The organism is Alteromonas sp. PRIM-21, assembly GCF_027563165.1.
GTDB lineage: Bacteria > Pseudomonadota > Gammaproteobacteria > Enterobacterales > Alteromonadaceae > Alteromonas > Alteromonas macleodii_A.
In genome coordinates, this window is the sequence record NZ_JADOEK010000001.1 from 280,179 (window position 1) to 303,483 (window position 23,305).

Genomic DNA, 23,305 nt, shown 5'->3' on the forward strand with positions numbered 1-23,305 from the left:
GTTGGTCTTTCAAGCGCTGAGTTGTAAAAATCTAATATGGACGAACTTTGATAGTGACTATATTAAAAGTGAAATGGAATAGAAACTAAACTGTCACGAATTCACTGACATATTAATCGTGAAAAAATACTGACAAAGTAGTGCTTTTAACGAATAGCGAACAAATTCGTAAAGTGCATGTATTTTCATTAAAAACATTACATTTCTTCTCTCCCTCTTACGCTTTGCTTTGTTTATCGAAACAGCATGGCTAAATAGCGTTCACCGTTTTACACTAGCGCGCAGTCAATGAGGGGAATTTAATTAGCCGGAGCTCTAGTGATAAAAACTAACGCTAAACAACGTACTTCCGACTTATTGGGAGGAGATATAGGTACTACGTTAAAGCGTATGACTATTCCTATGATATTGGGGATGGTAATGATGATGAGCTTTGGGCTTATCGATACCTTTTTCGTCAGTTTGTTGGGCACAGACCCATTAGCTGCTATCAGTTTTACGTTTCCAGTAACCTTTACAGTAATCAGTCTGAACATTGGTTTAGGTATAGGAACTTCGGCAATTATAGGGAAGTTGCAGGGTAGTAAGGAAATAACCAAGTCCCAACACTATGCTACAGGCTCGCTAATGCTGTCTGTTTTGCTGGTAGGGACATTAGCAATAATTGGCTTTTTTACCATAGAGCCTGTATTTAAACTGCTTAATGCCACAGATAACTTAATGCCATATATATCTGACTATATGGGCCTATGGTATTTGTCGAGCATTTTTTTAGCTATGCCTATGGTGGGCAATAGTGTGCTTCGTGCATGTGGTGATACCCGAACGCCTAGCATAGTGATGGCAGCAGGGGGCGGTCTAAATGCGTTGCTTGACCCTATTTTTATATTCGGACTTGGGCCTATTCCGGCAATGGGAATAAAAGGTGCGGCTCTGGCTACCTTTATCGCGTGGATAGTTGGCGCCATATGGATACTTTATATTTTATCTGTACGTCGAAAGTTGATGTTACCTCGACTGCTAACACTCGCCGAACTCCGTGACAGCAGCCGTGAGATTCTCAAGATAGGCCTGCCTGCGGCGGGCGCAAATATGCTAACCCCTGTTGCAGGTGGTGTGATGACAGCTGTAGTTGCTGGTTACGGCGCCGAAGCGGTGGCAGCGTGGGGGGTAGGTAATAGAATGGAGTCTATTGCTAGTATTGTTGTGCTAGCGCTATCTATGACGCTGCCTCCATTTATCAGCCAAAACGTAGGAGCAGGGCAGGTAGAACGGGTAAAAAAAGCATATTCACTTACTTTGAAGTTTGTTCTTGTTTGGCAGTTCGGCATTTTTCTTGTCATGTGGGCAATGTCTAGCTGGATAGCCGTTGCCTTTGCCCATGAAGCAGAGGTAAGCGTATTGATACAGCTGTTTTTGATGATTGTGCCGCTAGGTTATGGCATGCAAGGCATTATCATTCTGACTAACTCATCGTTAAATGCAATGCACCGCCCCATGACGGCATTAGTTCTAAGTGTCATCCGCTTGTTTATTTTCTTCGTACCAATAAGCGTTGCGGGCAGTTTTTTCTTCGACTTGAAAGGGCTATTTGCCGGTACTGTCATTGCCAATATTGCAATGGCATGTGTCTCACTTGTTGTTTTCAAGAGTGCGCTAGCTAAGTTCGAAACAGACACTGTAGATGCTCAACGAGGCTAACGGTAAGTGTGCTTCGCTGTATTTTTCAGAAAATATGGCCGCAAATAATATGTTAAGCATTAGGCTAAGGGAAAGGTTAAATAAATGAGTAGAGGGTTTGAGCTTCATTCTAAATACAAACCAGCGGGCGATCAGCCTAAGGCCATCGAAGCCTTAGTAGATGGCTTGGAAAGTGGTTTGGCCGGCCAGACACTGCTAGGTGTTACGGGGTCAGGTAAAACCTTTACTATGGCCAACGTCATTAAAGAAGTGCAGCGACCCACGCTTATACTGGCACACAATAAAACACTTGCGGCTCAACTTTACGGTGAAATGAAAGAGTTTTTCCCCAATAACGCCGTAGAGTACTTTGTTTCATATTACGATTACTACCAGCCAGAAGCTTACGTTCCTAGTACCGATACCTTTATCGAAAAAGACGCGTCTATAAATGACCACATTGAACAAATGCGATTATCAGCTACCAAGGCACTGATGGAGCGCCGCGACGTTGTGATTGTGGCCAGTGTGTCGGCTATTTACGGCTTGGGTGACCCTGAATCCTATATGAAAATGCTGTTGCATCTTCGACAGGGCGACACCATGGATCAACGTGATATTTTACGTCGTCTTGCTGAACTGCAGTATAAGCGCAACGATTTAGCCTTTGAGCGGGGTACATTCCGCGTACGTGGTGATGTTATCGATATTTTCCCTGCGGACTCTGAAAAGCAAGCAGTGAGGGTTGAGCTGTTCGACGATGAAATAGATAAAATCAGTTTATTCGACCCGTTAACGGGGGCGGTCGATAAGTCTGTGATTCGCGCGACGGTTTTCCCCAAAACGCACTATGTAACACCACGAGAGAAAATTCTGAATGCCATTGAGCAGATCAAGGATGAGTTAGGTGATCGCAAAAAGCAACTCCAAGAGTCAAATAAGCTTATTGAAGAGCAACGCATTTCACAACGTACCCAGTTTGATATCGAAATGATGATGGAGCTTGGATATTGTTCGGGTATTGAAAACTACTCCCGCTACTTGTCGGGACGAGCGCCGGGCGAGCCGCCTCCAACTTTATTAGATTACTTTCCGGCAGATGGCTTGATGTTTATCGACGAGTCTCACGTTACGGTTTCGCAAGTAGGGGCTATGTATCGTGGGGATCGCTCTAGAAAAGAGACCTTGGTGGAGTTTGGTTTCAGGCTGCCTTCAGCGTTGGACAATCGTCCGCTTAAGTTTGAAGAATTTGAGCAAATCTGCCCTCAGACCATTTATGTTTCTGCTACGCCGGGTGACTATGAGTTGAAGAAAACTGACGGCGAGATAGTTGAACAAGTTGTGCGTCCAACGGGTCTGCTAGACCCTGTTATTGAAGTGCGCCCCGTAGCCACTCAAGTCGATGATGTTCTCTCTGAAATTCAAAAGCGAGTAGAGCTCGACGAACGTGTGCTCATTACTACGTTAACAAAGCGTATGGCCGAAGACTTAAGCGAGTACTTAAACGAGCACGGCGTGAAAGTGCGCTATCTACATTCTGATATTGATACTGTTGAGCGTATTGAAATTATTCGCGACTTGCGGTTGGGTAAATTTGACGTCTTGGTTGGTATCAACCTTTTACGTGAAGGGTTAGACATGCCTGAAGTCTCGCTCGTTGCTATTTTAGATGCGGATAAAGAAGGGTTCTTACGTGCTGAGCGTTCGCTTATTCAAACTATTGGTCGTGCTGCACGCCACGTAAATGGAAAAGCTATCTTGTATGGAGATAGTATTACGAAGTCGATGAAAAAAGCGATAGACGAAACCGACCGTCGTCGTGAAAAGCAGATGGCGCATAATGAGGCCAACGGCATTACACCGATGCGACTCAATAAGCCTATTACTGATATTATGGACTTGGGTGATAGTGCACATCCTGCCTTAGGTAAGGTAAGACTGCGCAAAGTTGAAGAAAAGAAAAAGCAACAGAAGACAGCAAGTGCAACTGAGTTGATGGATCAAATCACTGAACTTGAAAAGCAAATGTTCGAATATGCCCGAGAGCTTGAGTTCGAAAAAGCGGCTTCACTTCGTGACGATATTGAATCACTCAGAAAACAGGTAGTTGCGCTTTCTTAAGCTTTTTACATAGTCAAAGCCCTCAATGCGTTTTGGGGGCGCTTCACTTGCCAGACTTTCCCGAAGGGCGAATTTAGAATGTCCGTACTCTTTTTTGTTTTGTCTTAATGTCGAATCACTACACCTACGGTAACACGCCGCGATTACGAATACGCTAACTCTCGCTAATCGAGTAATTATCTATGCGGACTGTTACAAAGCCCCCTGCGCCCGTGTTCCGTATAAATCTGAATAACACATCACTATTTTCTCCCCACCTTCGCTTATGTTCTTTTTACTTATGTAAAAATATTCCTGTAGATAACTATTTACTAAACAGAAAAGTTTGTTTTTTATTACTAAATGAGACGAAAAGCAGCAAAATGTCGTTGTAATAGCACGATTAGTTACATATAGTTCTCGTTAGAGTATCTATAACTATACCTAAAAACAGGTGCTAATATGCTTAATCGTCTTCAGGAGTCAGATATCAAGCTACTGCGTGTGTTTTATGCTGTAGCAAGCTGCAACGGATTTACTGCGGCTGAACCCGTGTTGCGTATGCAACGTCCAAATATCAGTGCCGCTATTAAAAAGCTGGAAGAGCGTTTGGATTTGGTGCTATGCCATCGTGGGCGTGGTGGTTTTCAAATGACAAAAGAAGGTGAGGTGGTTTTTCAAGAAACCAAGCGCATCTTTAACGCATTCGATAACTTTGTATTCAATCTAAAATCGCTACACGATGACTACTCTGGCCATATCACGCTCGTATTAATGGCAGGTCTTCCGCTATCAATGCACATGGCTGTAAGTAAAGCGGTCAAAAGTACAATGAAAAAGTTTGATGATATCCATGTGAATATCCAAACTCGCTTATATAACGAAGTAGAACATGTAGCGCTTTCGGGTGAGTGTCACCTTGTGGTTTCAACCTATGACATGGTAAAACCAGAATCAGTGACTTTTCACCCCGTGGGAATTGAAACTGAAGGGCGTTTATATTGTGCGCCAACCCATCCCTTGGCAAAGTATCGCGATACTGAATTGCCAGAGAGTGTGAAGATTGGGGATTACCCTGCCATTGGTATCGCTGGTCTGTCATCGGCTAATTACATTGAAGATGAGACCAGGCTATCTATTCAAACCTTTTCTGATTCTTTTGACGCCGCAATGTCCGCAATTATGACGGGCGAATATATTGGCTTGTTACCGGATTACATGGCAAAAGAGCAGGGCGCGGCGTTAGGACTTGTGCCTATTGCACAAGGTAGCCTTTTTAACTTTAGCCACGAGTTGTTTGTGATGAATGGTAAAAATACGCGGTTAAACCCGGTATTGCGCCACTGCATTAAAGAGTTGAGCTATTTTATTTCTGAAAGTCAGAAGTAGCTTTATCAATACAGCTAATATAAAAACACCTCTTGTTTAAAAGCGCTTATAAATGCGCGTGAAACAAGAGGTGTTTTTTTGAGTCTATCTATTTTTATACCCAGTGCTTATTCGTACTCTAAAGGGTCGGTAGCGTTGTTTTCTTTAAACGCTTCTAAACGCTCTTCACATGCACCGCACTTCCCGCAGGCTTTTTCTCTGCCGTTGTAGCATGTCCATGTTTGCCCATAGTCCAAACCCATTGACAAACCGTCAGTCAAAATAGCTGTTTTGCTGTCGTCGATATAAGGCGTCATAATGGTAACAGGGGTATAGTTTGCAATACCGCATACGTCATTCATCTTATGCACGAATTCTGGTCGGCAGTCGGGGTAAATGGCGTGATCGCCTGAGTGTGCACCATAATAGACTTCATTGGCGTCTAAACTCACAGCATAGCCAACCGCCAGTGACAGCAATATCATGTTACGGTTAGGCACTACCGTTTGTTTCATGCTTGGTTCTTCATAATGGCCTTCAGGCACATCTATATCTGAAGTTAGGGCAGAGCCTCCAATAAGTGTGTTAATAGCGCTAATATCAACAATTTTATGTGGCACGTTAAGTGATTTACACACGTTCGCCGCATAGTCGAGTTCTTTTTTGTGACGTTGACCGTAGTTAAAACTTAATGCGTGGACTTTTTTGCCTGCCTTTAGTGCTTTGTGCAGTACCGTGAAAGAGTCCATGCCTCCTGAATAAATAACAACAACATTTTCTGATGACATAGTTTTTTGAAGATTTAAGAAATTATCCCCGAATTTTATGTGATCCTTGGTAAAATCCCAACATACAATCGTTAAAGGGTGTCAATTTGTCTGTAATGTCCACATTAAACATCAATGAGATGTTTGAAACTATCCAGGGTGAAGGAGCTCACACAGGTATTCCTTCTATCTTTGTTCGTCTGCAGGGCTGTCCAGTCGGCTGCCCGTGGTGTGATACCAAACATACATGGGAAATTAAGCCCGATTTAAGTGTATCGCCACAGGCGGTAATAACCAAAGGCGAAGAGTCTGAAAGCTATTTCATCTCAAGCGAAGACGCCTTAATGGCCGAATTTAGTAAACAAGGATACGTGGCAAAGCACGTGGTTATCACAGGTGGTGAGCCTTGTATGTATGATTTACGTCCGTTGACAACCTTGCTACACGATAACGGGTATACCACACAAATTGAGACCAGCGGCACCTTTGAAGTTCTGTGTGACGAGCGCACTTACGTCACCGTTTCACCTAAAATAAATATGAAAGGTGGATACGATGTTTTAGTTAGCGCATTAGAAAGGGCAAATGAAATTAAGCATCCCATTGCTATGCAAAAGCATATTGATGAACTTGATGCGCTGTTGAGCAATGTATCATCGCTAGAAGGAAAACAGGTTTGTTTACAACCAATTAGCCAGCAGAAGAGAGCGACTGAACTGGCTGTGCGTACTTGTATTGAGCGCAACTGGCGGCTATCTTTACAAACACACAAATACATTGGCATTGAATAAATGTTTAATACATATCGGCCGCTTAAAAGAATAATCAGCGATGATGAGTACTCAGCTCACTCTTTAATTCATCATGGGCATAAAGAAAATGAACAGCTTCAATACGCTTAAAAAAGCTGTTATCGCAGCGGTTACTTTATATCTTTTGGCTATCGTACCAATAGCTGATGGCGCTACGTGGACGATTACCTACCCCCGTCCTATCGACGATTCCGACGCGCGAGCTCAATATCCTATCGCTTTACTTAAACTTGCTCTCGATAAAACAGGTGTCAATTATGAGCTTCGTCCTTCGGATCGCATATTACTTACGAGTAAAGCTATGCGCCAGCTTCGTGAAAATAGAGAAGTGAACGTAGTGTGGAGCATGACCGATAACCAGCGTGAAAAAGAACTGACTCCCATTCGAATACCTATCGCCAAAGGTCTGATTGGCTTTCGCGTCTTTGTTATAAACGAAGATAAGAAGTCAAAATTTAGTGATGTATTATCGCTGAACGATATGCGCAAACTTGTTCCTATTCAAGGTGAGGAGTGGCCAGATACCAAAATTCTCCAAGCCAACGGGTTCAATGTTTTCACCGTGCCTGAATTTCGCGAAGCGTATGACATGATTAAACAGGGGAAAGGTGACTTTTTTCCCCGCTCAGTGATGGAGGTGAGCGCAGAACTCGAGGAAGAAGGCCGTCGCTCTAACCTCTACCTTGAACCTTCAATGGCCCTCTATTACCCCACAGCAATGTATTACTTCGTAAATGTAAATAATAAAACATTAGAAAACCTCATTCACACTGGGTTAAATAGAGCCATAAAAGACGGGTCGTTTGATGCCTTGTTTGAGTCTACCTATGCGCCTATCTTAGAGTCTCTAGATGTTAGTGAGCGCAAAATATTTACTCTGGAAAACCCATTGCTTCCTATTGAAACCCCTCTCACTAATTCTGCACTTTGGTATAAACCTACGATGACTAATACCAATCCGCATAGATAAGTGCCCACTCAGAAGGCGCTGGCAAGTTTCCTAGCAAAGCGTGGGAATGCAGGAATGGCTGTTCCCTTTCAAATTCCCAGAATGAAGCTAGGAAGCTTGCCAGACCTTCCCGAAGGGCGAGTTTAAAATGTCCGTACTCTTTGTTGTGTCACCTTGATGTAGAACCACTATACCTGCGGTAACACGCCGTGATTACGAACATTTTAACTCTCGCTGAGTGGGTAATTATCTATGCGGACTGGTATAAAGTAGAACAGCAATAAAAAACGCAGCCTAAGCTGCGTTTTTTACATATTGCTGTTTCGTTGCGTCTATTAAGACTCGCCAGCGTGAACATCTTTCATTGAGCGACCAGAAGGGTCGGCATTGTTCTTAAAGCTCTCGTCCCATTCAAGAGCTTCTGCAGTACTACAGGCGATTGACTTGCCGCCAGGTACACAGCGCGCAGCACTTTCTTGAGGGAAGTAGCTCTCGAAAATAGTACGGTAGTAATAGCCTTCTTTAGTGTCAGGCGTATTCACTGGGAAGCGGAACTCCGCAGTAGCCAGTTGTTGGTCGGTTACTTCGTTTTCAACGAAATCGCGAATTGAGTCGATCCACGAATAACCTACACCGTCACCAAATTGCTCTTTTTGACGCCACAATACTTCTGCAGGAAGTGTATCGCCGTTATCAAACGCTTTACGAAGGATCCATTTTTCCATTTTTCCATCAAGACACATCTTGTCTTGTGGGTTTAGGCGCATGGCTACGTCAATAAAGTTTTTATCTAAGAAAGGAACGCGTGCTTCAACACCCCATGCTGACGTTGCTTTGTTGGCACGAGCACAGTCAAACATGTGAAGACGATCTAGCTTACGTACCGTTTCTTCGTGGAATTCTTTAGCATTCGGCGCCTTATGGAAATACAGATAGCCACCAAAGATTTCATCAGAGCCTTCACCCGAAAGCACCATCTTAATTCCCATTGCTTTAATTTTGCGGGTCATAAGGTACATAGGGGTAGCAGCGCGGATAGTGGTTGTATCGTACGTTTCTAGATGGAAGATAACATCACGGATGGCATCTAAACCTTCTTGAATAGTGAAATGGATTTCATGGTGAACTGTACCAATCATATCCGCTACTTTCTTCGCAGCTTTAAGATCAGGAGCGCCTTCAAGACCTACAGCAAAACTGTGTAGGCGTGGCCACCACGCGTCAGTCTTGTCTTCATCTTCAACACGTTTAGCTACGTACTGTGCAGCCACAGCAGAAACCAGTGATGAATCTAGGCCACCAGACAGCAACACTGCGTAAGGCACGTCAGACATCATGTGTGACTTCACCGCTTTTTCAAACGCTACGCGAAGTTCGTCTAAATCGCTTGTGTTGTCTTTTACGTTGTCATATTCCATCCAATCGCGTTTGTAGTACTTAGTGATTTTTCCTTCTTTGCTCCACAGGTAGTGACCAGGAGGGAACTCACTAATTGTCTTACATACGCCCGCTAGTGCTTTCATTTCTGACGAAACATAAAAGTTACCGTGTTCGTCATAGCCCGTATAAAGCGGAATAATTCCAATATGGTCACGGGCAATCAGGTAAGCGTCTTGTTCTTCATCGTAAAGAATAAACGCGAACATGCCCTCTAAGTCATCAATAAAGTCGATACCTTTTTGCTGGAAAAGCGGAAGGATAACTTCACAATCTGAACGGGTTTTAAATGGATACGGTTCATCTAAGTCAGCGGCTAGCTGCTTGTGATTATAAATCTCGCCGTTTACGGCAAGAATTTGCTTATCGTTTTGGCTGATAAGAGGCTGTGCCCCTGTATCTACGTCGACAATCGCCAGTCTTTCGTGACAAAGAATGGTATTGTCATTATTCCAGATACCCGACCAGTCAGGGCCACGGTGGCGCAATAGTTTTGATAAATCGAGGGCTTGGGTTCTGAGTTCAGACACATCGGTTTTGATATCAAGGATACCGAAAATACCACACATATAACGGATTCTCTCTGTTCACTTGTTGAAAAAATAATAGAAGTTTTTTCTGTCGGTACTCGCGTACGAGTGAGCGAAGGATTGTTTTTATTCTTTTTTCGCGTGCCTTGAATGTGCCAGTCTGACAGGAAATTGCAAGTACATTATGATGAGAAAATGGAAATACTTATTCCTTTTATCTCAAAATAGCCGTTTATTAACATTTTTATCCTATTTGGGGTGCATAATTATTATATCAATTAAATAGTGAGTGAGTTTACTGAATAGTAAAAAGTAGCAATTCGAAGCCGCTTGGAGCAGTGCTTTAGGAATGAGAAATAAGAAAGGGCCTATAAAAAGGCCCTTTTAGTTTTACTGCATAAGTAAGCATTTTTATCGCTTAGAAGTCAGTGCGGATATTAATTTTTGCGCTGAAACTCACTTGCTTCATTCCATTTAGGCCAAGCGTCTGCATTCGCAACGCCGACACCTACATCAAACAGCATCTGAGTGTCTTGTACAATGCCGCTTAGGTCCCAGTCATCGCGATATTGGTCGCACACTTGATGGTAGCAGCCTGTCACGATAACGTTCATACGTTTTCTATACTTAGCCGTTTCTTCATCTGCTGGCTCATTGCCGCCCTCTGCATAAAGTGCCGGTACACCTTGTTTAGCAAAGCTGAAGTGGTCAGAACGGTAGTAGTAACCTGCTTCAGGTCGGTCTTCTTGGGTAAGTGTTCGACCTTGTTTAGCTGCGGCGGCTTCAAGGTAATCTTCCATTTCTGATTTACCCATGCCTACAACAGCAACGTTTTTAGTTTTCCCCAGCACGTTCATTGCATCCATATTGATGTTCGCAACGGTATTCTCAATAGGAATAACAGGGTTGCTGGCATAAAATTTACTGCCCAGTAGGCCTTGCTCTTCAGCCGTAACTACTAAAAACGACACTGAACGCTTAGGTGCAGGCGTAAGTTCTGAATAGGCTTTAGCCATAGCAAGCATTGCTGCAGTACCTGTAGCGTTGTCGTGAGCGCCGTTATAGATTTGGTCACCTTCTTTGCTTTCGTCTTTACCTAAATGATCCCAATGGGCTGTGTAGATAATATGCTCATCAGGAAACTCGGTACCCGGTAACGTGGCGATTACGTTGTTGCTTTCTGACTTTTCGAAAGTGTTCTTCACGGTAACCGACGCTTTAATATCCATCGCTTTGCTATATGGACCCTGCATGGCGTTAGCTTTCTCTGTGTCGAAATCAAGACCGGCATCGGCAAACACTTTTTTCGCTGCATCTAACGTAAGCCAGCCTTCAACGGCAACACGGCTCGCGCCTTTATCGGCACTCACTAAACCGTACTGCGGACCACTCCAACTGTTTGCAACAACAGACCAGCCGTAAGACGCTGGTGCGGTTTCGTGAACAATAATGGCGCCCGCCGCCCCTTGTCGGCTCGCTTCTTCGTATTTGTAACTCCACCGGCCATAATAGGTCATGGTAGTACCTTGAAACTTACCGCTTTCTGGGTTTTCAAAACCAGGGTCGTTAATTAGCATAACCACGGTTTTGCCCTTAACATCTAACCCTTCGTAATCGTTCCAGTCGTATTCTGGCGCATTTACGCCATAACCAACGAACACCAGTTCAGAGTCTTCAAGAGATACCGAGCTTTGCTCACGCTTGGAAGAGGCGACCATTTGCTCTTTGTAAGCAAAGGTATTGTCGCCTATGGTCATTGTCATATCTGGATCAGCAGTGATCTCCATAAGTGCTACTTTTTGAAGGAAGCTATCGCCATTACCAGGCTTAAGACCTGCTTTAGTAAATTCACTGACCAAGTAATCAATGGTTTTCTTTTCACCTTCAGTCGTTGGTAAACGACCTTCAAACTCATCAGAAGACAAGACTTTTAACGGCTCGCGGATATCAGCATCAGAAATGCTGTTATAAACACTGTCGAAGTTAGAAGCCACAGGCATAGTTTTCTGCGCTGTCTCGTTAGTTGTGGTGCTGTCGTTGTTAGGTGTGCAAGCACTTACGCCTAAAAGGGTAGGTACAAGCAATGGCAAAAACATTTTTTTCATTGTTAGTCTCTGTTTGCTCTACAATACGCGACAAGTATAGAGAAAACCCCAAAGCGAACCAATAGTTGATATGCAATCAAACTCAATCCCCTTCTGTAAAGACTACTTACTAAAACACGCCAGTAAACCAGTTACGGCGCTTCTTGAAGAGGTTGGCTTGCTAAGTAACGACGAATTTCCTACGCCTGAACAGCTAAATGAATTAACGGCCCGGTATTATGAACAATGGCAAGGGCCACTGTTCAAAGGGCAAAGCCAGTTTTCACATGATGACCAGCGTTATTACGAGACCATCATTAGTGAAGACGGTGTAGTTCCTACCAGAGAGCATAGCTGGCACGACTTGTTTAATGCACTTATTTGGCTGCAGTTCCCCAAAACAAAATCTCTGTTAAATGCGCTACATATTAGTGATATCAGTGCATACGGTGTAAACCCCAGAACGCCGCGACGCAATCGCATTACACACTTCGATGAGTGTGGTGTAGTGCTTGCCATTGAAGCCCCTGATAGCACTGCTTCAAATAAGCCTAAGCGCACAGCAACACTTATTGACTCAAATAGCGGAACTACAGATAAGGCCATGCAAGGTGCACTATATGACAGAGGCACTCTTGAAACGTTTTTAGCGGAATTAGCGTCCCATGAGTGGGAGCGTGTCTTTGTTGAAAAACGAGCACTGTGGCACACACAGGTCAGCCCTTTTATCTTTGGGCATGCAAATTTAGAAATGATGCTAAACCCATTTGTCGGCCTAACTGGAAAGTGGTTAGCAGTGTCTGTACCTCAAGGCTTTAGCCGTCTCGATAAATGGCAGCAGCGCTTGGTGCTAGACGATGCGATGACAGCACGTATCAAAACGTTAAATTATTTTGAGAGTACACCGCTTTTAAAACCATTGCCTTTGCTTGGTGTACCACTGTGGCACCATCAACAAGATGAAATTTTTTATCAGAATAAAGACTATTTTAGACCGCTGCGCGAGGGAAGTAAGCCGACAATTCAGCTACCTTTGTGGTCTTGAAGAGCTTGGCGCTGCCCCAGTTTTATCGGAGCAGCGCCAACAAATAGCCAAATGGAAGGCGGCTATTAAATGTATTTTTTTAAAATAGCGCTAAAGCAATCAGCCAAATACCGTAGATAACCACATACGGAGCGCTTGCAATGAGTGCCGCTTTTTTAAGAGTAAAAGACGTCCACTGCGAGATGCCTACGGTGGCTAAATAAATTCCCCAAAAAAGCTCTAATCTTAAAGCTTGGCCGAACGCATACCAAGGCGAGTCCATAGGAATACTTGCGATAAAGCCTAAGGATGCTGGTGATAAGATTGATGGTGCCACCTGATGGTCGCCGGTGAACAATAACAGTGCAACGCCAACTAAACCGGTAAGTACGTAAGGCATTGAAAGCCACCATGCAAAACCGTACCAATCAGTGAAACCGAAAACATGGCTATCGTCTGAACGAGTCATCAGGTTTACGTAAACGGCATAAACAGCGTTAACAATAATAGGAACAAAAAAAGCGCCGATAATAGAAGACCAAAGCAGTGCGTCTCTGGTGAAAAAAGCCTTCATCTGCTCTTCTTCAGCTGGGCTCATATCGCCTTGTGCGGCAATGTTCATTTCTGCAAACCACTCAATATCGACAAAGTTCACGTAGAGATATTGTGATACCAGCGTAATAGCCATAACCAGGATAAACGGCATCCAGCTCCAGTTGTTGTGCTCGCCAACCGCTTTGAAGACGCCATTCGGTTTAAAAAAGATATCATTACACGCTTGAAAAGGATTCGTCACAGTGTGCATCCCTTGCTCCTCTTTCTTAGTTTTTATTTGCTTAGGTTGTATGTAAAACAATGACTGTAAATTATTGTTCGTTAACACCTGAATATACCAATCCGCTTAGATAATTACCCACTCAGAAGGTAATTATCTAAGCGAACTGGTATTAGTTTGGGCATACAGATTACTGGCGGGCACAGATTATGTACAGCACAAGATTCTGATAAAGAGAGATTTTTTGTAAGGGGAAATTAATAAGGATAGTGTTATCTATGCGGACTGGTATAAAGCGCAGCGCACAGACTCGGTTAAAGACCAGTAAAAAGGGAAGCATAGCTTCCCTTTTGTTTTTTATGGTGGCAAGGCCGTATAAAGCCTATAGATAAGTTATATTCAACAGTGTAAGCACTATTGTGCTGTACATCACAGATATAGGTAGTCCTATCTTTATAAAATGCGCAAATTTGTAGTTGGCAGCGTTGTAAACCAAGAGGTTGGTTTGGTAACCAAATGGCGATATAAAGCTCGCGCTTGCCGCAAATGCTACAGCTAAAGCGAATGGCATTAGCGGCGCTCCAATAATTTGCACTAGCCCATAAGCAAAAGGAAACATTAAAGCCGCAGCTGCATTATTGGTAACGAACTCAGTTAAAAGTAAGGTTAGCAAGTAGATAACCACGAGCGCCACAAACCAATCAGTGCCTGCCAAGAGAGGCATGAGCGCTTCGGTTGTGGTCATAATCACCCCAGAGTTCTCTAGCGCAGTTGCTAAACTCAATGCACCGACGATTACAACAATCAAGTTTAGCGGCAGGTTTCGCTTCATTTCTCCGTTTGACGTAACCCTAACCCCGATAAGAACAGCAGCTAAGAACAGTAAACCAATAGCCAATGAAATGACATTAGTTGCGGCTAATAACACTGTCGTAAGGAAACCACCGAGGGTGATCCACTCTTGCTTATTGGTTAACGGGCGGGCAATTTTTTGCTCAGACAAAATGAAAAAGTTCTTATTCAAGTTTTGACGTGTTGCAAAATCAGGCCCTGTTGCTAGCAGCAAAAAGTCACCGGCTTGAAGCTTTATTTCACCTAGCTTTCCTGATAGTTGCTCTCCATCGCGGCGTATAGCTACAACGGCGGCATCGAACAGGGCTCTGAAACCCAGATTTTTAATGGTTTGCCCAATTATTTGAGCGCGGTTGGCCACTACAACCTCAGTTAAGCTTTCACGCAATACCCCATCGGTTTCTGCGAACATGCTTAATCCTTTTATATGGCTTAAGTTATCTAGTTTTTGGACATTGCCAGAGAAGATCAGCTTGTCGTTTTCCAGAATAACTAAGTCAGGGCCAACAGGCGAGATGAGGTTGCCATTGCGCACTACTTCTACCAAAAAAAGCTCAGGCAGGTTACGTAAGTGGTTTTGCTCCACAGTTTTGCCAATGAGTTCTGAACCTGCTTCGACTTCTGCTTCAACCATATACTCATGATAGTTATTGTTCTTGTTGCCAATATTGGGCAGCAAAGGTAATAACATGAACATGAGAAGGCCACAGCTTAGCCCAGCAATGGAGCCATAAAGTGTGAAGTCGAAAAAGTTGAAACCAGGGTGCCCGTGCTCTTGTAGAAAGCTATCTACAATAAGGTTAGTTGAGGTACCAATTAAAGTAACCGTGCCACCGAGTATTGCGGCGTACGAAAGCGGGATCAGTAATCGGGAAGCGGGGTGGTATTGATTTTGTTTTATAGGGCCAATAAGACTGGCCACAATTGCTGTGTTATTGAGCAGTGCTGACGACACAAAAGTAAGTGAAAACAGTCGCCAGTAGGACTGGGTAAAGTTAGCACTAACGAGCTTTCTACCAATACGTTTTATTAACGCGGTTTTATCAATAGCACTGCTTACTAAAAGCAACAAAACAAGGGTGATTAGGCCCTTGTTTGTTAAGTTTAGCAAGATGTCATCAAGAGATAACTGCTGGGTAACCAGTAAAGCTAACACTGCACCAGAAAACACAGTGGAAGGGCGCTGACTGGTAAAAATCAGCGCGCATATCGTACTGACAAAAATTGCCAGTACGATGAACTGGGTCACATCCATATTGCTCCAGTCCTGCTTATAGTTTACTGATATCCACAGAGTTCCAATGCGGGAAGTGCTTGCGAACTAATGCATTGAATTCAAGTTCAAACTCAGAGAAATTAGGAGAAGTATGCTGTGCATCACCGGCAATTTCGTCGATGATCATACCCGCGCCTACGGTACCATTGGTTAAACGGTCGATAACAATGAATGAACCTGTAGGGCGGTTGCGCTTGTACGGGTCACAGGCTACTGGCTGAGTGAACTTGACGTCAACTACACCAATCTCGTTAAGATTTAGGTGCATGGCATCTGCTTCTTCCAGCGTGTTCACATCAATTTGATTATCGATATGAGCAACAACCCCTGGCGTTGACTTAGTCGCGAACTTAAACAAGTATTGCTTGTTTGGCATTAACGGCTCTTCAGACATCCAGACTAAATGTGTTTTGAACTGGGTGTTAAGTAGTGGCAAGTTGTCTGATTTAACAATCATGTCGCCACGAGAGATATCAATTTCGTCTTCAAGTGTTAGCGTAACCGCTTGAGGTACATAAGCGCGTTCTTGATCGCCTTCAAATGTAACCACTTGTTTAACTTTTGATTTCTTACCTGATGGAAGTGCAGTCACTTCATCACCCGGCGCAACCTGACCTGATACTACCGTACCGGCAAAGCCACGGAAATCTAGGTTAGGGCGATTAACATATTGCACTGGGAAGCGGAAATCTTCATGATTGTCATCTTCACCAATTTCAATATTTTCTAGCATTTCCATTAGTGGTGTGCCGTTGAACCAAGGTGTTTTCTCACTGACACCTACAACGTTATCGCCTTCCAATGCTGAGATAGGAACAAACTGAATATCAGGAATATCAAGCTGCTTAGCAAACTTCAGGTAATCTTCCTGAATCTGCTTATAGACCTCTTCTGAATAGTCCATTAAGTCCATTTTGTTGATAGCAACAATAACGTGCTTGATACCTAGAAGAGATACAAGGAATGAGTGACGCTTGGTTTGCACCTTAACGCCGCCACGAGCATCAACAAGAATAATAGCAAGGTCACAGGTCGATGCGCCTGTTACCATGTTGCGAGTGTACTGCTCATGCCCTGGGGTATCAGCGATAATAAATTTACGCTTGTCGGTAGAGAAGTAGCGGTATGCTACATCAATGGTAATACCTTGTTCACGCTCAGACTGAAGACCGTCTACAAGAAGGGCAAGGTCAACCTTCTCTCCCGTAGTACCTACTTTTTTGCTGTCTTTTGTAATGGCAGCAAGTTGGTCTTCATAAATCATTTTTGAATCGTGAAGTAAGCGACCAATAAGGGTACTCTTACCATCGTCTACGCTACCGCAGGTAAGGAAACGTAGCATGTCTTTCTTTTCGTGTTGCTCAAGGTAAGACAGAACGTCCTGTCTTAATAATTCGTTTTCGTTGTTCATGTTATGCGCTCACAAGGAAAAAGGGGTTTAACACAGACTCTTTTTGGTTATAGGTAAGAGCGTCGGCGTTTTCATCTAGTGGATTTTCTGGGTCTAGAACAGTTACATTTGCCCCAGCAGCCAGTGCAACTGCATGTGCAGCGCCTGTATCCCATTCAGATGTTGGGCCCAAACGAGGGTAAAGATGTGCTTCGCCTTCTGCCACTAAGCAAAGTTTTAGTGAACTGCCCATCGCCACAAGCTCGGTTTCACCTTCAAGCTGTGCCAATAAATTTTGAATTTCAGGACTTTGGTGAGAACGACTGCCCACCACTTTCCACACTTCTGCACCATCGTGCTTACGCGCAGAAATGGCAGTAAATTCACCATCTACTTCGGTCCATGCACCTTCACCCACAATACCAACATAGCTCTTGTTTAGCGCTGGTGCGTAAACCACACCCATAGTCGGTTTGCCATTTTCGATAAGTGCAATGTTTACCGTAAATTCGCCGTTTTTCTTAATAAACTCTTTGGTGCCGTCTAGCGGATCAACCAGCCAGTATGACGACCATGTTTTACGTTCATCCCACGAAATATCAGCTGACTCTTCAGAAAGAATAGGCAGGTCAGATTCCGCTTCAAGGGCCTTTACAATAACGTTATGGGCGGCAAGATCAGCTTCGGTTAGTGGGCTGGTGTCTTGCTTCTCATAAATAGCGAAATCTTTTTCGTAAATCGCCATGATTTTATCGCCAGCTTCTTTGGCAATAGTTAGCACTTTTTGTGCAAGTGTATTTATTTGTGCAAGTGTATTTAAAGGCTGTGTCATTACACCAATCCCTTTTCTTGTAGCAAAGCATATAAACGCTCAGCGGTCTGCTCTGCCGGTTCATCCTGATAGGTTAAGTGTACTTCCGGTGATTCAGGTGCTTCATAGGCTGAATCGATACCTGTAAAGTCCTTGATCTCGCCACTGCGGGCTTTCTTATACAAGCCTTTGGGGTCGCGCTTTTCACACACCTCAAGTGGTGTATCAACAAACACTTCCACAAATTCACCATCTTCCATTAGGCTACGGCAGTAATCGCGGTCAGCTTTAAACGGAGAGATGAAAGCGGTAAGTACAAGAGTACCAGAGTCAACGAATAGCTTCGCAACTTCACTGATGCGGCGAATATTTTCAACGCGATCTTTGTCGCTAAAACCCAAGTCGCCGCATAAGCCGTGACGTACATTGTCGCCGTCAAGAAGGTACGTGTGCTTGTTTTGCTCGTGAAGCTTCTTCTCAAGCAAGTTGGCTAATGTTGATTTACCAGAACCACTTAAACCAGTAAGCCAAAAAACGCGAGGCGTTTGTCCTAGCTTTTCAGAACGGGTGGTTTTATTGACTTCGTGTTTATGCCAAACAACGTTGTCTGTGGCCATTAGAAGTACCCTTCCATTTTCTTCTTCTCCATTGAGCCTGCGCTGTCATGGTCAATCACGCGACCTTGACGCTCAGACGTTTTGGTCAGCAGCATTTCCTGAATAACTTCAGGTAAGGTTGCGGCTTCTGACTCTACCGCACCGGTCAATGGATAACAGCCTAGGGTACGGAAACGCACAGAGCGCATCTCTGGTACTTCACCTTCTTCAAGCGGCATACGGTCGTCATCAACCATAATGAGCACGCCATCACGCTCTACCACAGGACGAGGCTTAGAAAGGTACAGCTGTGGAATATCAATGTTTTCTAAGTAGATGTATTGCCAGATATCTAGCTCAGTCCAGTTAGACATTGGGAAAACACGAATGCTTTCGCCTTTGTTAACTTGTGAGTTATAGATATTCCAAAGCTCTGGGCGTTGGTTTTTAGGGTCCCAGCGGTGGTTGCTGTCGCGGAATGAGTAAACGCGCTCTTTAGCACGAGATTTTTCTTCATCGCGTCGTGCTCCACCAAACGCTGCGTCAAACTTATATTTGTTTAACGCTTGCTTAAGCGCTTGAGTCTTCATGATGTCAGTGTGTTTCGCTGAGCCGTGGCTAAATGGACCAACGCCAGCTTCAACACCTTCTTCATTAATGTGAACAAGCAAATCGAAACCGTGTTTCTCTGCTTGCTCGTCGCGGAATTTGATCATTTCGCCAAACTTCCACGTGGTGTCTACGTGTAGAAGTGGAAAAGGAATTTTGCCTGGCGCGAACGCTTTACGGGCAAGGTGAAGCAGCACTGAAGAGTCTTTTCCTACAGAGTAAAGCATTACTGGGTTTTCAAACTCAGCAGCGACCTCACGGAAAATTTGAATACTCTCGGCTTCGAGTTGTTTCAAATGCGTTACAGACGGGATACTAGCAGTCATTTTGAAGTCCGAATTTATGTTATATATAAAAAAGTTATATGCGGGTTATTTTTCTGCATAGAACGATAACATATTTAAATTCAAAAGTAGTATGCGATTTTGCTATTTAAAATAGCAATCTTATTCCAATAATTAAAACTGTCATACAATTGAAGCATAAGGCCCTATTTTGAGGGGCTAGAAAAAGATTAGGCCCTGTTTAGAAAACTAAACAGGGCCTTACTTTTACTCTTATTTACAAGTTATTTTTAATTACTTTTCATTCAGCTTGGTCTGGAATGCATCGAATGTGTCTAGCACGCCTTCTCTTGGTGTACCTGATTTACTCAAAATCATTATGGTTAAGCTCGATAAAATGAACCCGGGTACAATCTCGTACATCCACGCACCAAGCTTTTGGCCTCCGATTTCTATCGGAAGATAAATCCATAGTAGTACAGTCACAGCACCAACTATCATGCCTCCCAATGCTGCGCGGCGGGTCATTTCTCGTTTAAATAAGCTAAACAGTACTAGCGGTCCAAATGCTGCGCCAAAGCCAGCCCATGCATTACTTACTAAGGTCAATATAGTGCTGTCTCTATCATAAGCTAGATAGATAGCCACTAGCGCAACAGCAACAACGCTTACGCGCCCCGCTATTACTAACTCACCATCAGACGCATCTCTGCGAAGGAAGGCTTGGTAAAAGTCGCTGGTAAGTGAACTAGACGTTACTAGTAGCTGAGAGGAAATGGTACTCATAATAGCTGCTAAGATCGCAGCTAATAAGAAGCCACCGATAAGCGGATGGAATAAAATTTGAGAGAGGTAGATAAATACCGTTTCTGGGTCAATGTCATTGCCGTTGCCGGTGATATAAGCCAACCCAAACAAACCCGTCATTAGCGCGCCGATGATAGAAACAATCATCCAGCTCATGCCGATGTTTCTAGCAGTAGGAATATCTTTTACTGAACGTATAGCCATGAAACGAACGATAATATGCGGCTGGCCAAAGTAGCCTAAACCCCATGACATTAATGAAACAATACCAATTACGCTTAGTGCTTCATTAGTTGAGGCATCCATAAATGCATCAAATAGAGCAGGGTTAATGGTATCTAGTGCGTCAATTGAAGCCCCAATGCCGCCTAGTTCACTGATAACCACAGCAGGTACCATGATGAGTGATACGAACATTATGCAACCTTGCACAAAATCGGTCATGCTCACTGCCATAAATCCACCCACGAGGGTATAGGCAACGACAACACCAGCAGTAACATATAAACCTGTCTCATATGTTAAACCAAAGGATGTTTCAAAGAGCTTTCCACCGGCGACAACACCAGATGACGTATAAAGCGTGAAGAAAACTACGATGACCACAGAAGCGATCACTCTTAGTAGACGAGAGTTATCGGCAAAACGGTTCTCGAAATAGTCGGGTAGGGTAATGGAGTTGTTAGCCACTTCGGTATAAACGCGAAGGCGCGGAGCGACCAACATATAATTTGCGAGCGCACCTAGAACTAATCCGACGGCAATCCAGCCTGCAGATAAGCCCGATACGTACATTGCACCAGGTAAACCCATGAGCATCCAGCCACTCATATCTGATGCGCCTGCTGAAAGTGCGGTTACAGCGGGGCCTAATTGGCGGCCTCCAAGCATATAGCCTTCTACGTTGGTGTCTGTTTGCCGATAGGCGAAAAGGCCTATTCCCAACATTACAACAAAATACAAACCCAACGAGATTATCGTGCCAGTAGCCATATAAATTCCCTATGTTTTTTATTTCATGCTAACACCTATGACCTAGAGTCTCTACGTCAGTCAGCGACCTTGCTTGTTTTCTATACGGCTAGAGGTAAATAAAGTTTGGCAAAATTTTTAATACGCGAAAGATTCTACGCGTGCGCGGCCAGACCTTTTTGCTTTATAAAGGAGCTCATCACAGGCTTTAATAATAGTATCTAAATTGGTTTCTCCCCCGACATTTAGCAGCCCCGAAGAAAAGCTAACTGAAAACTTCTTATTGGTATGCGCCCAGTTTTTTTGGTGAGAAAGCGCAACATTTAACTCATCGAGTATGCGCTTGGCCGATTGTTCATCGGAGTCAGAAAAGTAGATCAAAAATTCTTCACCACCATATCGGCAAAGCTTATCTGATTTTCTAATTCTATTTTGGATGATTCGGGTGAGCGTAGTTAACACTTCGTCACCTACTGTGTGACCATATCTATCGTTAATTTTTTTAAAGTTATCAACATCAAGCAGGGCTATGCATGATGTATTGTCGCCTTTAAGTGACTTCTTAAGGCTATTCAACATCGCGCGACGAGTGAGAGCTCCGGTGAGTGAGTCTCGCTCTGCGAGTAAATCACTTTGCCTTTTAGAAATCCAAAGCCACAAAGCGAGTATGAGAAGAATAGTGACAATAAGCGCAAAAATGGTGGTTTTCATTGCCTCTTTATCGGTGGATAGTCCTTCTTTTTCGTCTCGCAGGGCGTTGATCTCTTTTTGTCTATAATAGACAAGCTCAATATCCTTCGCGATGCTATTTGAGAAGTCAGACGAAGAAAACTGAAATTGCTCCGTGTTCTTTTCGAAGAGAAGTTGGTTGTACGCTTTTGAATGCTCATAGGCTTTTTCGTAAATGCCAGCGGCGTCATAAATTCGGGCAAGTTCGAGTTCTTTTCTTAGCAGGTGCTTAGCTCTAAATTCCTTAGATGGCAGGGTATCTAGCATGGCTTTTGTATACCCGTTAGTTGCTTCATAAAGCGCTTTTTTATTACGTTCAGCAATAGCTTTATAAGACTGATAAAGATAAAAAAGCTCCTCTGCTTGAGTTTTTATCTGAACATTATCTATCGCCTCCATCTTGTTTATAACTGAGCTGATTTCACTATCATGAGTTTGCTGAAACCCCGTTACAAGCACTCGCAATTTTTGATATAAACTTAAAAACATCTCAAATTCTGAATTTCTATTTTTTACAAATTTAATGGCCTTATTTGAGGTCAGCAGGGCGTCGTCATATTTATTTTGGAGAAGAAGAGAATCAATCGAAGTAAAGTATGCCCATGTAACAGAACCATCTTTGAGGTTACTTTGCTCGATTATCTTCATTGAGTGAGAGTAAGCTCTACTTGGTACCGATAGCTCTGTAAAAGCGATACGAAGCCACTCGTGTGCAGTAGCGCTACTTAACGCATTCTCAAGAGTTCGTGAAGAAGCTCGCGCAGGCAAATGGGGGAGCGCATATTCTAATTCATTAATTGCTTGAATAGGATTGGCTAGCGTGAGCTCCATTGACAGCCATATGCTCGCTATAGCAGTTGCTGTTTTGCTCCCCGTTTCCAGAACTTCGCGCTTTAAGCGCTTGAGCGCTGGCACTGTAACATTGATTCGCAGTGAAGATCGGTCAAAGTCGTTAACTGCTCTGGCATAGATATAATACGCCCTTGCGGCAGCGTACAAATCTGTATTGAGCGACTTTAGCTCGTTCCAATGGTTCTCGAGCAAAGGTGACTTAACGTATATTGGAACACGAGGGGCTTCCGTTTCGTTAGCTGTCCCCGTAGCCAATAAATGTCTAAAGATTATGCCTTCACTACTATCATCAGATTGAATTTGTAAGTCTTCGATTTTGGCTTTTATCTGGTCATTATCAATATCAGATTGATTGTTCCAGTTATAGATAGTTACTGCTGCTAACCGACTATAAGCATCTAGCTTTTTAAGCCTCAACTTCTCAGAACTGTTGTCTAACTGTGCATGAAGTGAGTGACTGAAGAAAATGATGAAAAGTAGACAAAACTTCCCCCTTGTAAAACGACACCAAGCGGCCATTGAATTTGCTACCTCTATACTGCGGATAAGCTGAAATGTTTGCTGAAAATTAAAACGGTTGTTTTAATCCTAAAGTATAAGT

The 23,305-nt window shown here is 43.6% G+C and carries 17 protein-coding genes; 6 read left to right on the forward strand and 11 right to left on the reverse strand.

All coding sequences use genetic code 11. From position 1 onward, the window contains the following. Positions 1–318 precede the first annotated feature (318 nt). From IW644_RS01185 to IW644_RS01195, 3 genes are all read left to right on the forward strand, one after another. Positions 319–1,701, forward strand: a complete 1,383-nt coding sequence (locus tag IW644_RS01185) for an MATE family efflux transporter (protein ID WP_442864410.1) — start codon at positions 319–321, stop codon at positions 1,699–1,701. 84 nt (positions 1,702–1,785) lie between these two features. Next, positions 1,786–3,801 (forward strand): excinuclease ABC subunit UvrB, encoded by a 2,016-nt coding sequence (gene uvrB, locus IW644_RS01190; protein ID WP_269916075.1) that lies wholly within the window; start codon positions 1,786–1,788, stop codon positions 3,799–3,801. A gap of 441 nt (positions 3,802–4,242) precedes the next feature. Next, positions 4,243–5,169: a LysR family transcriptional regulator gene (locus tag IW644_RS01195; RefSeq protein ID WP_269916076.1), complete on the forward strand. Its 927-nt coding sequence runs from the start codon at positions 4,243–4,245 to the stop codon at positions 5,167–5,169. A gap of 107 nt (positions 5,170–5,276) precedes the next feature. Here IW644_RS01195 and queC read toward each other — a convergent pair whose 3' ends face one another. Further along, entirely contained in the window at positions 5,277–5,936 is a 660-nt protein-coding gene (queC, locus tag IW644_RS01200) for a 7-cyano-7-deazaguanine synthase QueC (RefSeq protein ID WP_269916077.1), read from the reverse strand. A gap of 95 nt (positions 5,937–6,031) precedes the next feature. Between queC and queE the strand changes: the two genes are divergently transcribed. Both queE and IW644_RS01210 read left to right on the forward strand, forming a co-directional pair. Continuing rightward, positions 6,032–6,706 (forward strand): 7-carboxy-7-deazaguanine synthase QueE, encoded by a 675-nt coding sequence (gene queE / locus IW644_RS01205; RefSeq protein ID WP_269916571.1) that lies wholly within the window; start codon positions 6,032–6,034, stop codon positions 6,704–6,706. 88 nt (positions 6,707–6,794) lie between these two features. Next, positions 6,795–7,697, forward strand: coding sequence for an amino acid ABC transporter substrate-binding protein (locus IW644_RS01210; RefSeq protein ID WP_269916078.1), 903 nt, complete (start codon positions 6,795–6,797; stop codon positions 7,695–7,697). Between the two features lie 314 nt (positions 7,698–8,011). Here the strand turns inward: IW644_RS01210 and asnB are convergent, their stop codons facing one another. Together asnB and IW644_RS01220 are read right to left on the reverse strand one after the other, a co-directional pair. Beyond that, the gene (asnB, locus tag IW644_RS01215; protein WP_179982776.1) at positions 8,012–9,682 is read right to left on the reverse strand and encodes an asparagine synthase B; all 1,671 of its coding nucleotides are present in this window, start codon (positions 9,680–9,682) and stop codon (positions 8,012–8,014) included. A 398-nt stretch (positions 9,683–10,080) separates the two neighbouring features. Next, the gene (locus IW644_RS01220) at positions 10,081–11,748 is read right to left on the reverse strand and encodes a M28 family metallopeptidase (RefSeq protein WP_269916079.1); all 1,668 of its coding nucleotides are present in this window, start codon (positions 11,746–11,748) and stop codon (positions 10,081–10,083) included. Between the two features lie 70 nt (positions 11,749–11,818). Here IW644_RS01220 and IW644_RS01225 point away from each other — a divergent pair, with 70 nt between their 5' ends. After that, positions 11,819–12,772 (forward strand): DUF3025 domain-containing protein, encoded by a 954-nt coding sequence (locus IW644_RS01225; RefSeq protein ID WP_269916080.1) that lies wholly within the window; start codon positions 11,819–11,821, stop codon positions 12,770–12,772. A gap of 79 nt (positions 12,773–12,851) precedes the next feature. Here IW644_RS01225 and IW644_RS01230 read toward each other — a convergent pair whose 3' ends face one another. From IW644_RS01230 to IW644_RS01265, 8 genes are all read right to left on the reverse strand, one after another. After that, on the reverse strand, positions 12,852–13,556 hold the full coding sequence (locus IW644_RS01230; RefSeq protein ID WP_269916081.1) for a YIP1 family protein: 705 nt from the start codon (positions 13,554–13,556) through the stop codon (positions 12,852–12,854). 352 nt (positions 13,557–13,908) lie between these two features. Next, positions 13,909–15,633 (reverse strand): SLC13 family permease, encoded by a 1,725-nt coding sequence (locus IW644_RS01235; protein ID WP_269916082.1) that lies wholly within the window; start codon positions 15,631–15,633, stop codon positions 13,909–13,911. A 16-nt stretch (positions 15,634–15,649) separates the two neighbouring features. Next, complete coding sequence (gene cysN / locus IW644_RS01240; RefSeq protein WP_269916083.1) at positions 15,650–17,065, reverse strand: sulfate adenylyltransferase subunit CysN; 1,416 nt, start codon at positions 17,063–17,065, stop codon at positions 15,650–15,652. A gap of 1 nt (position 17,066) precedes the next feature. Continuing rightward, positions 17,067–17,876 (reverse strand): 3'(2'),5'-bisphosphate nucleotidase CysQ, encoded by an 810-nt coding sequence (gene cysQ / locus IW644_RS01245; protein ID WP_269916084.1) that lies wholly within the window; start codon positions 17,874–17,876, stop codon positions 17,067–17,069. After that, positions 17,876–18,472: an adenylyl-sulfate kinase gene (cysC, locus tag IW644_RS01250; protein ID WP_269916085.1), complete on the reverse strand. Its 597-nt coding sequence runs from the start codon at positions 18,470–18,472 to the stop codon at positions 17,876–17,878. The genes cysQ and cysC overlap by 1 nt, the downstream gene beginning before the upstream one ends. Further along, complete coding sequence (gene cysD / locus IW644_RS01255) at positions 18,472–19,386, reverse strand: sulfate adenylyltransferase subunit CysD (RefSeq protein ID WP_269916086.1); 915 nt, start codon at positions 19,384–19,386, stop codon at positions 18,472–18,474. The genes cysC and cysD overlap by 1 nt, the downstream gene beginning before the upstream one ends. Positions 19,387–19,638: 252 nt before the next feature. Next, positions 19,639–21,144 (reverse strand): sodium/proline symporter PutP, encoded by a 1,506-nt coding sequence (gene putP / locus IW644_RS01260; protein WP_269916087.1) that lies wholly within the window; start codon positions 21,142–21,144, stop codon positions 19,639–19,641. A gap of 117 nt (positions 21,145–21,261) precedes the next feature. Beyond that, positions 21,262–23,223 carry a GGDEF domain-containing protein gene (locus tag IW644_RS01265; protein WP_269916088.1) on the reverse strand — a complete coding sequence of 654 codons (1,962 nt, stop codon included), beginning with the start codon at positions 23,221–23,223 and terminating at the stop codon, positions 21,262–21,264. Between the last annotated feature and the right edge of the window lie 82 nt (positions 23,224–23,305).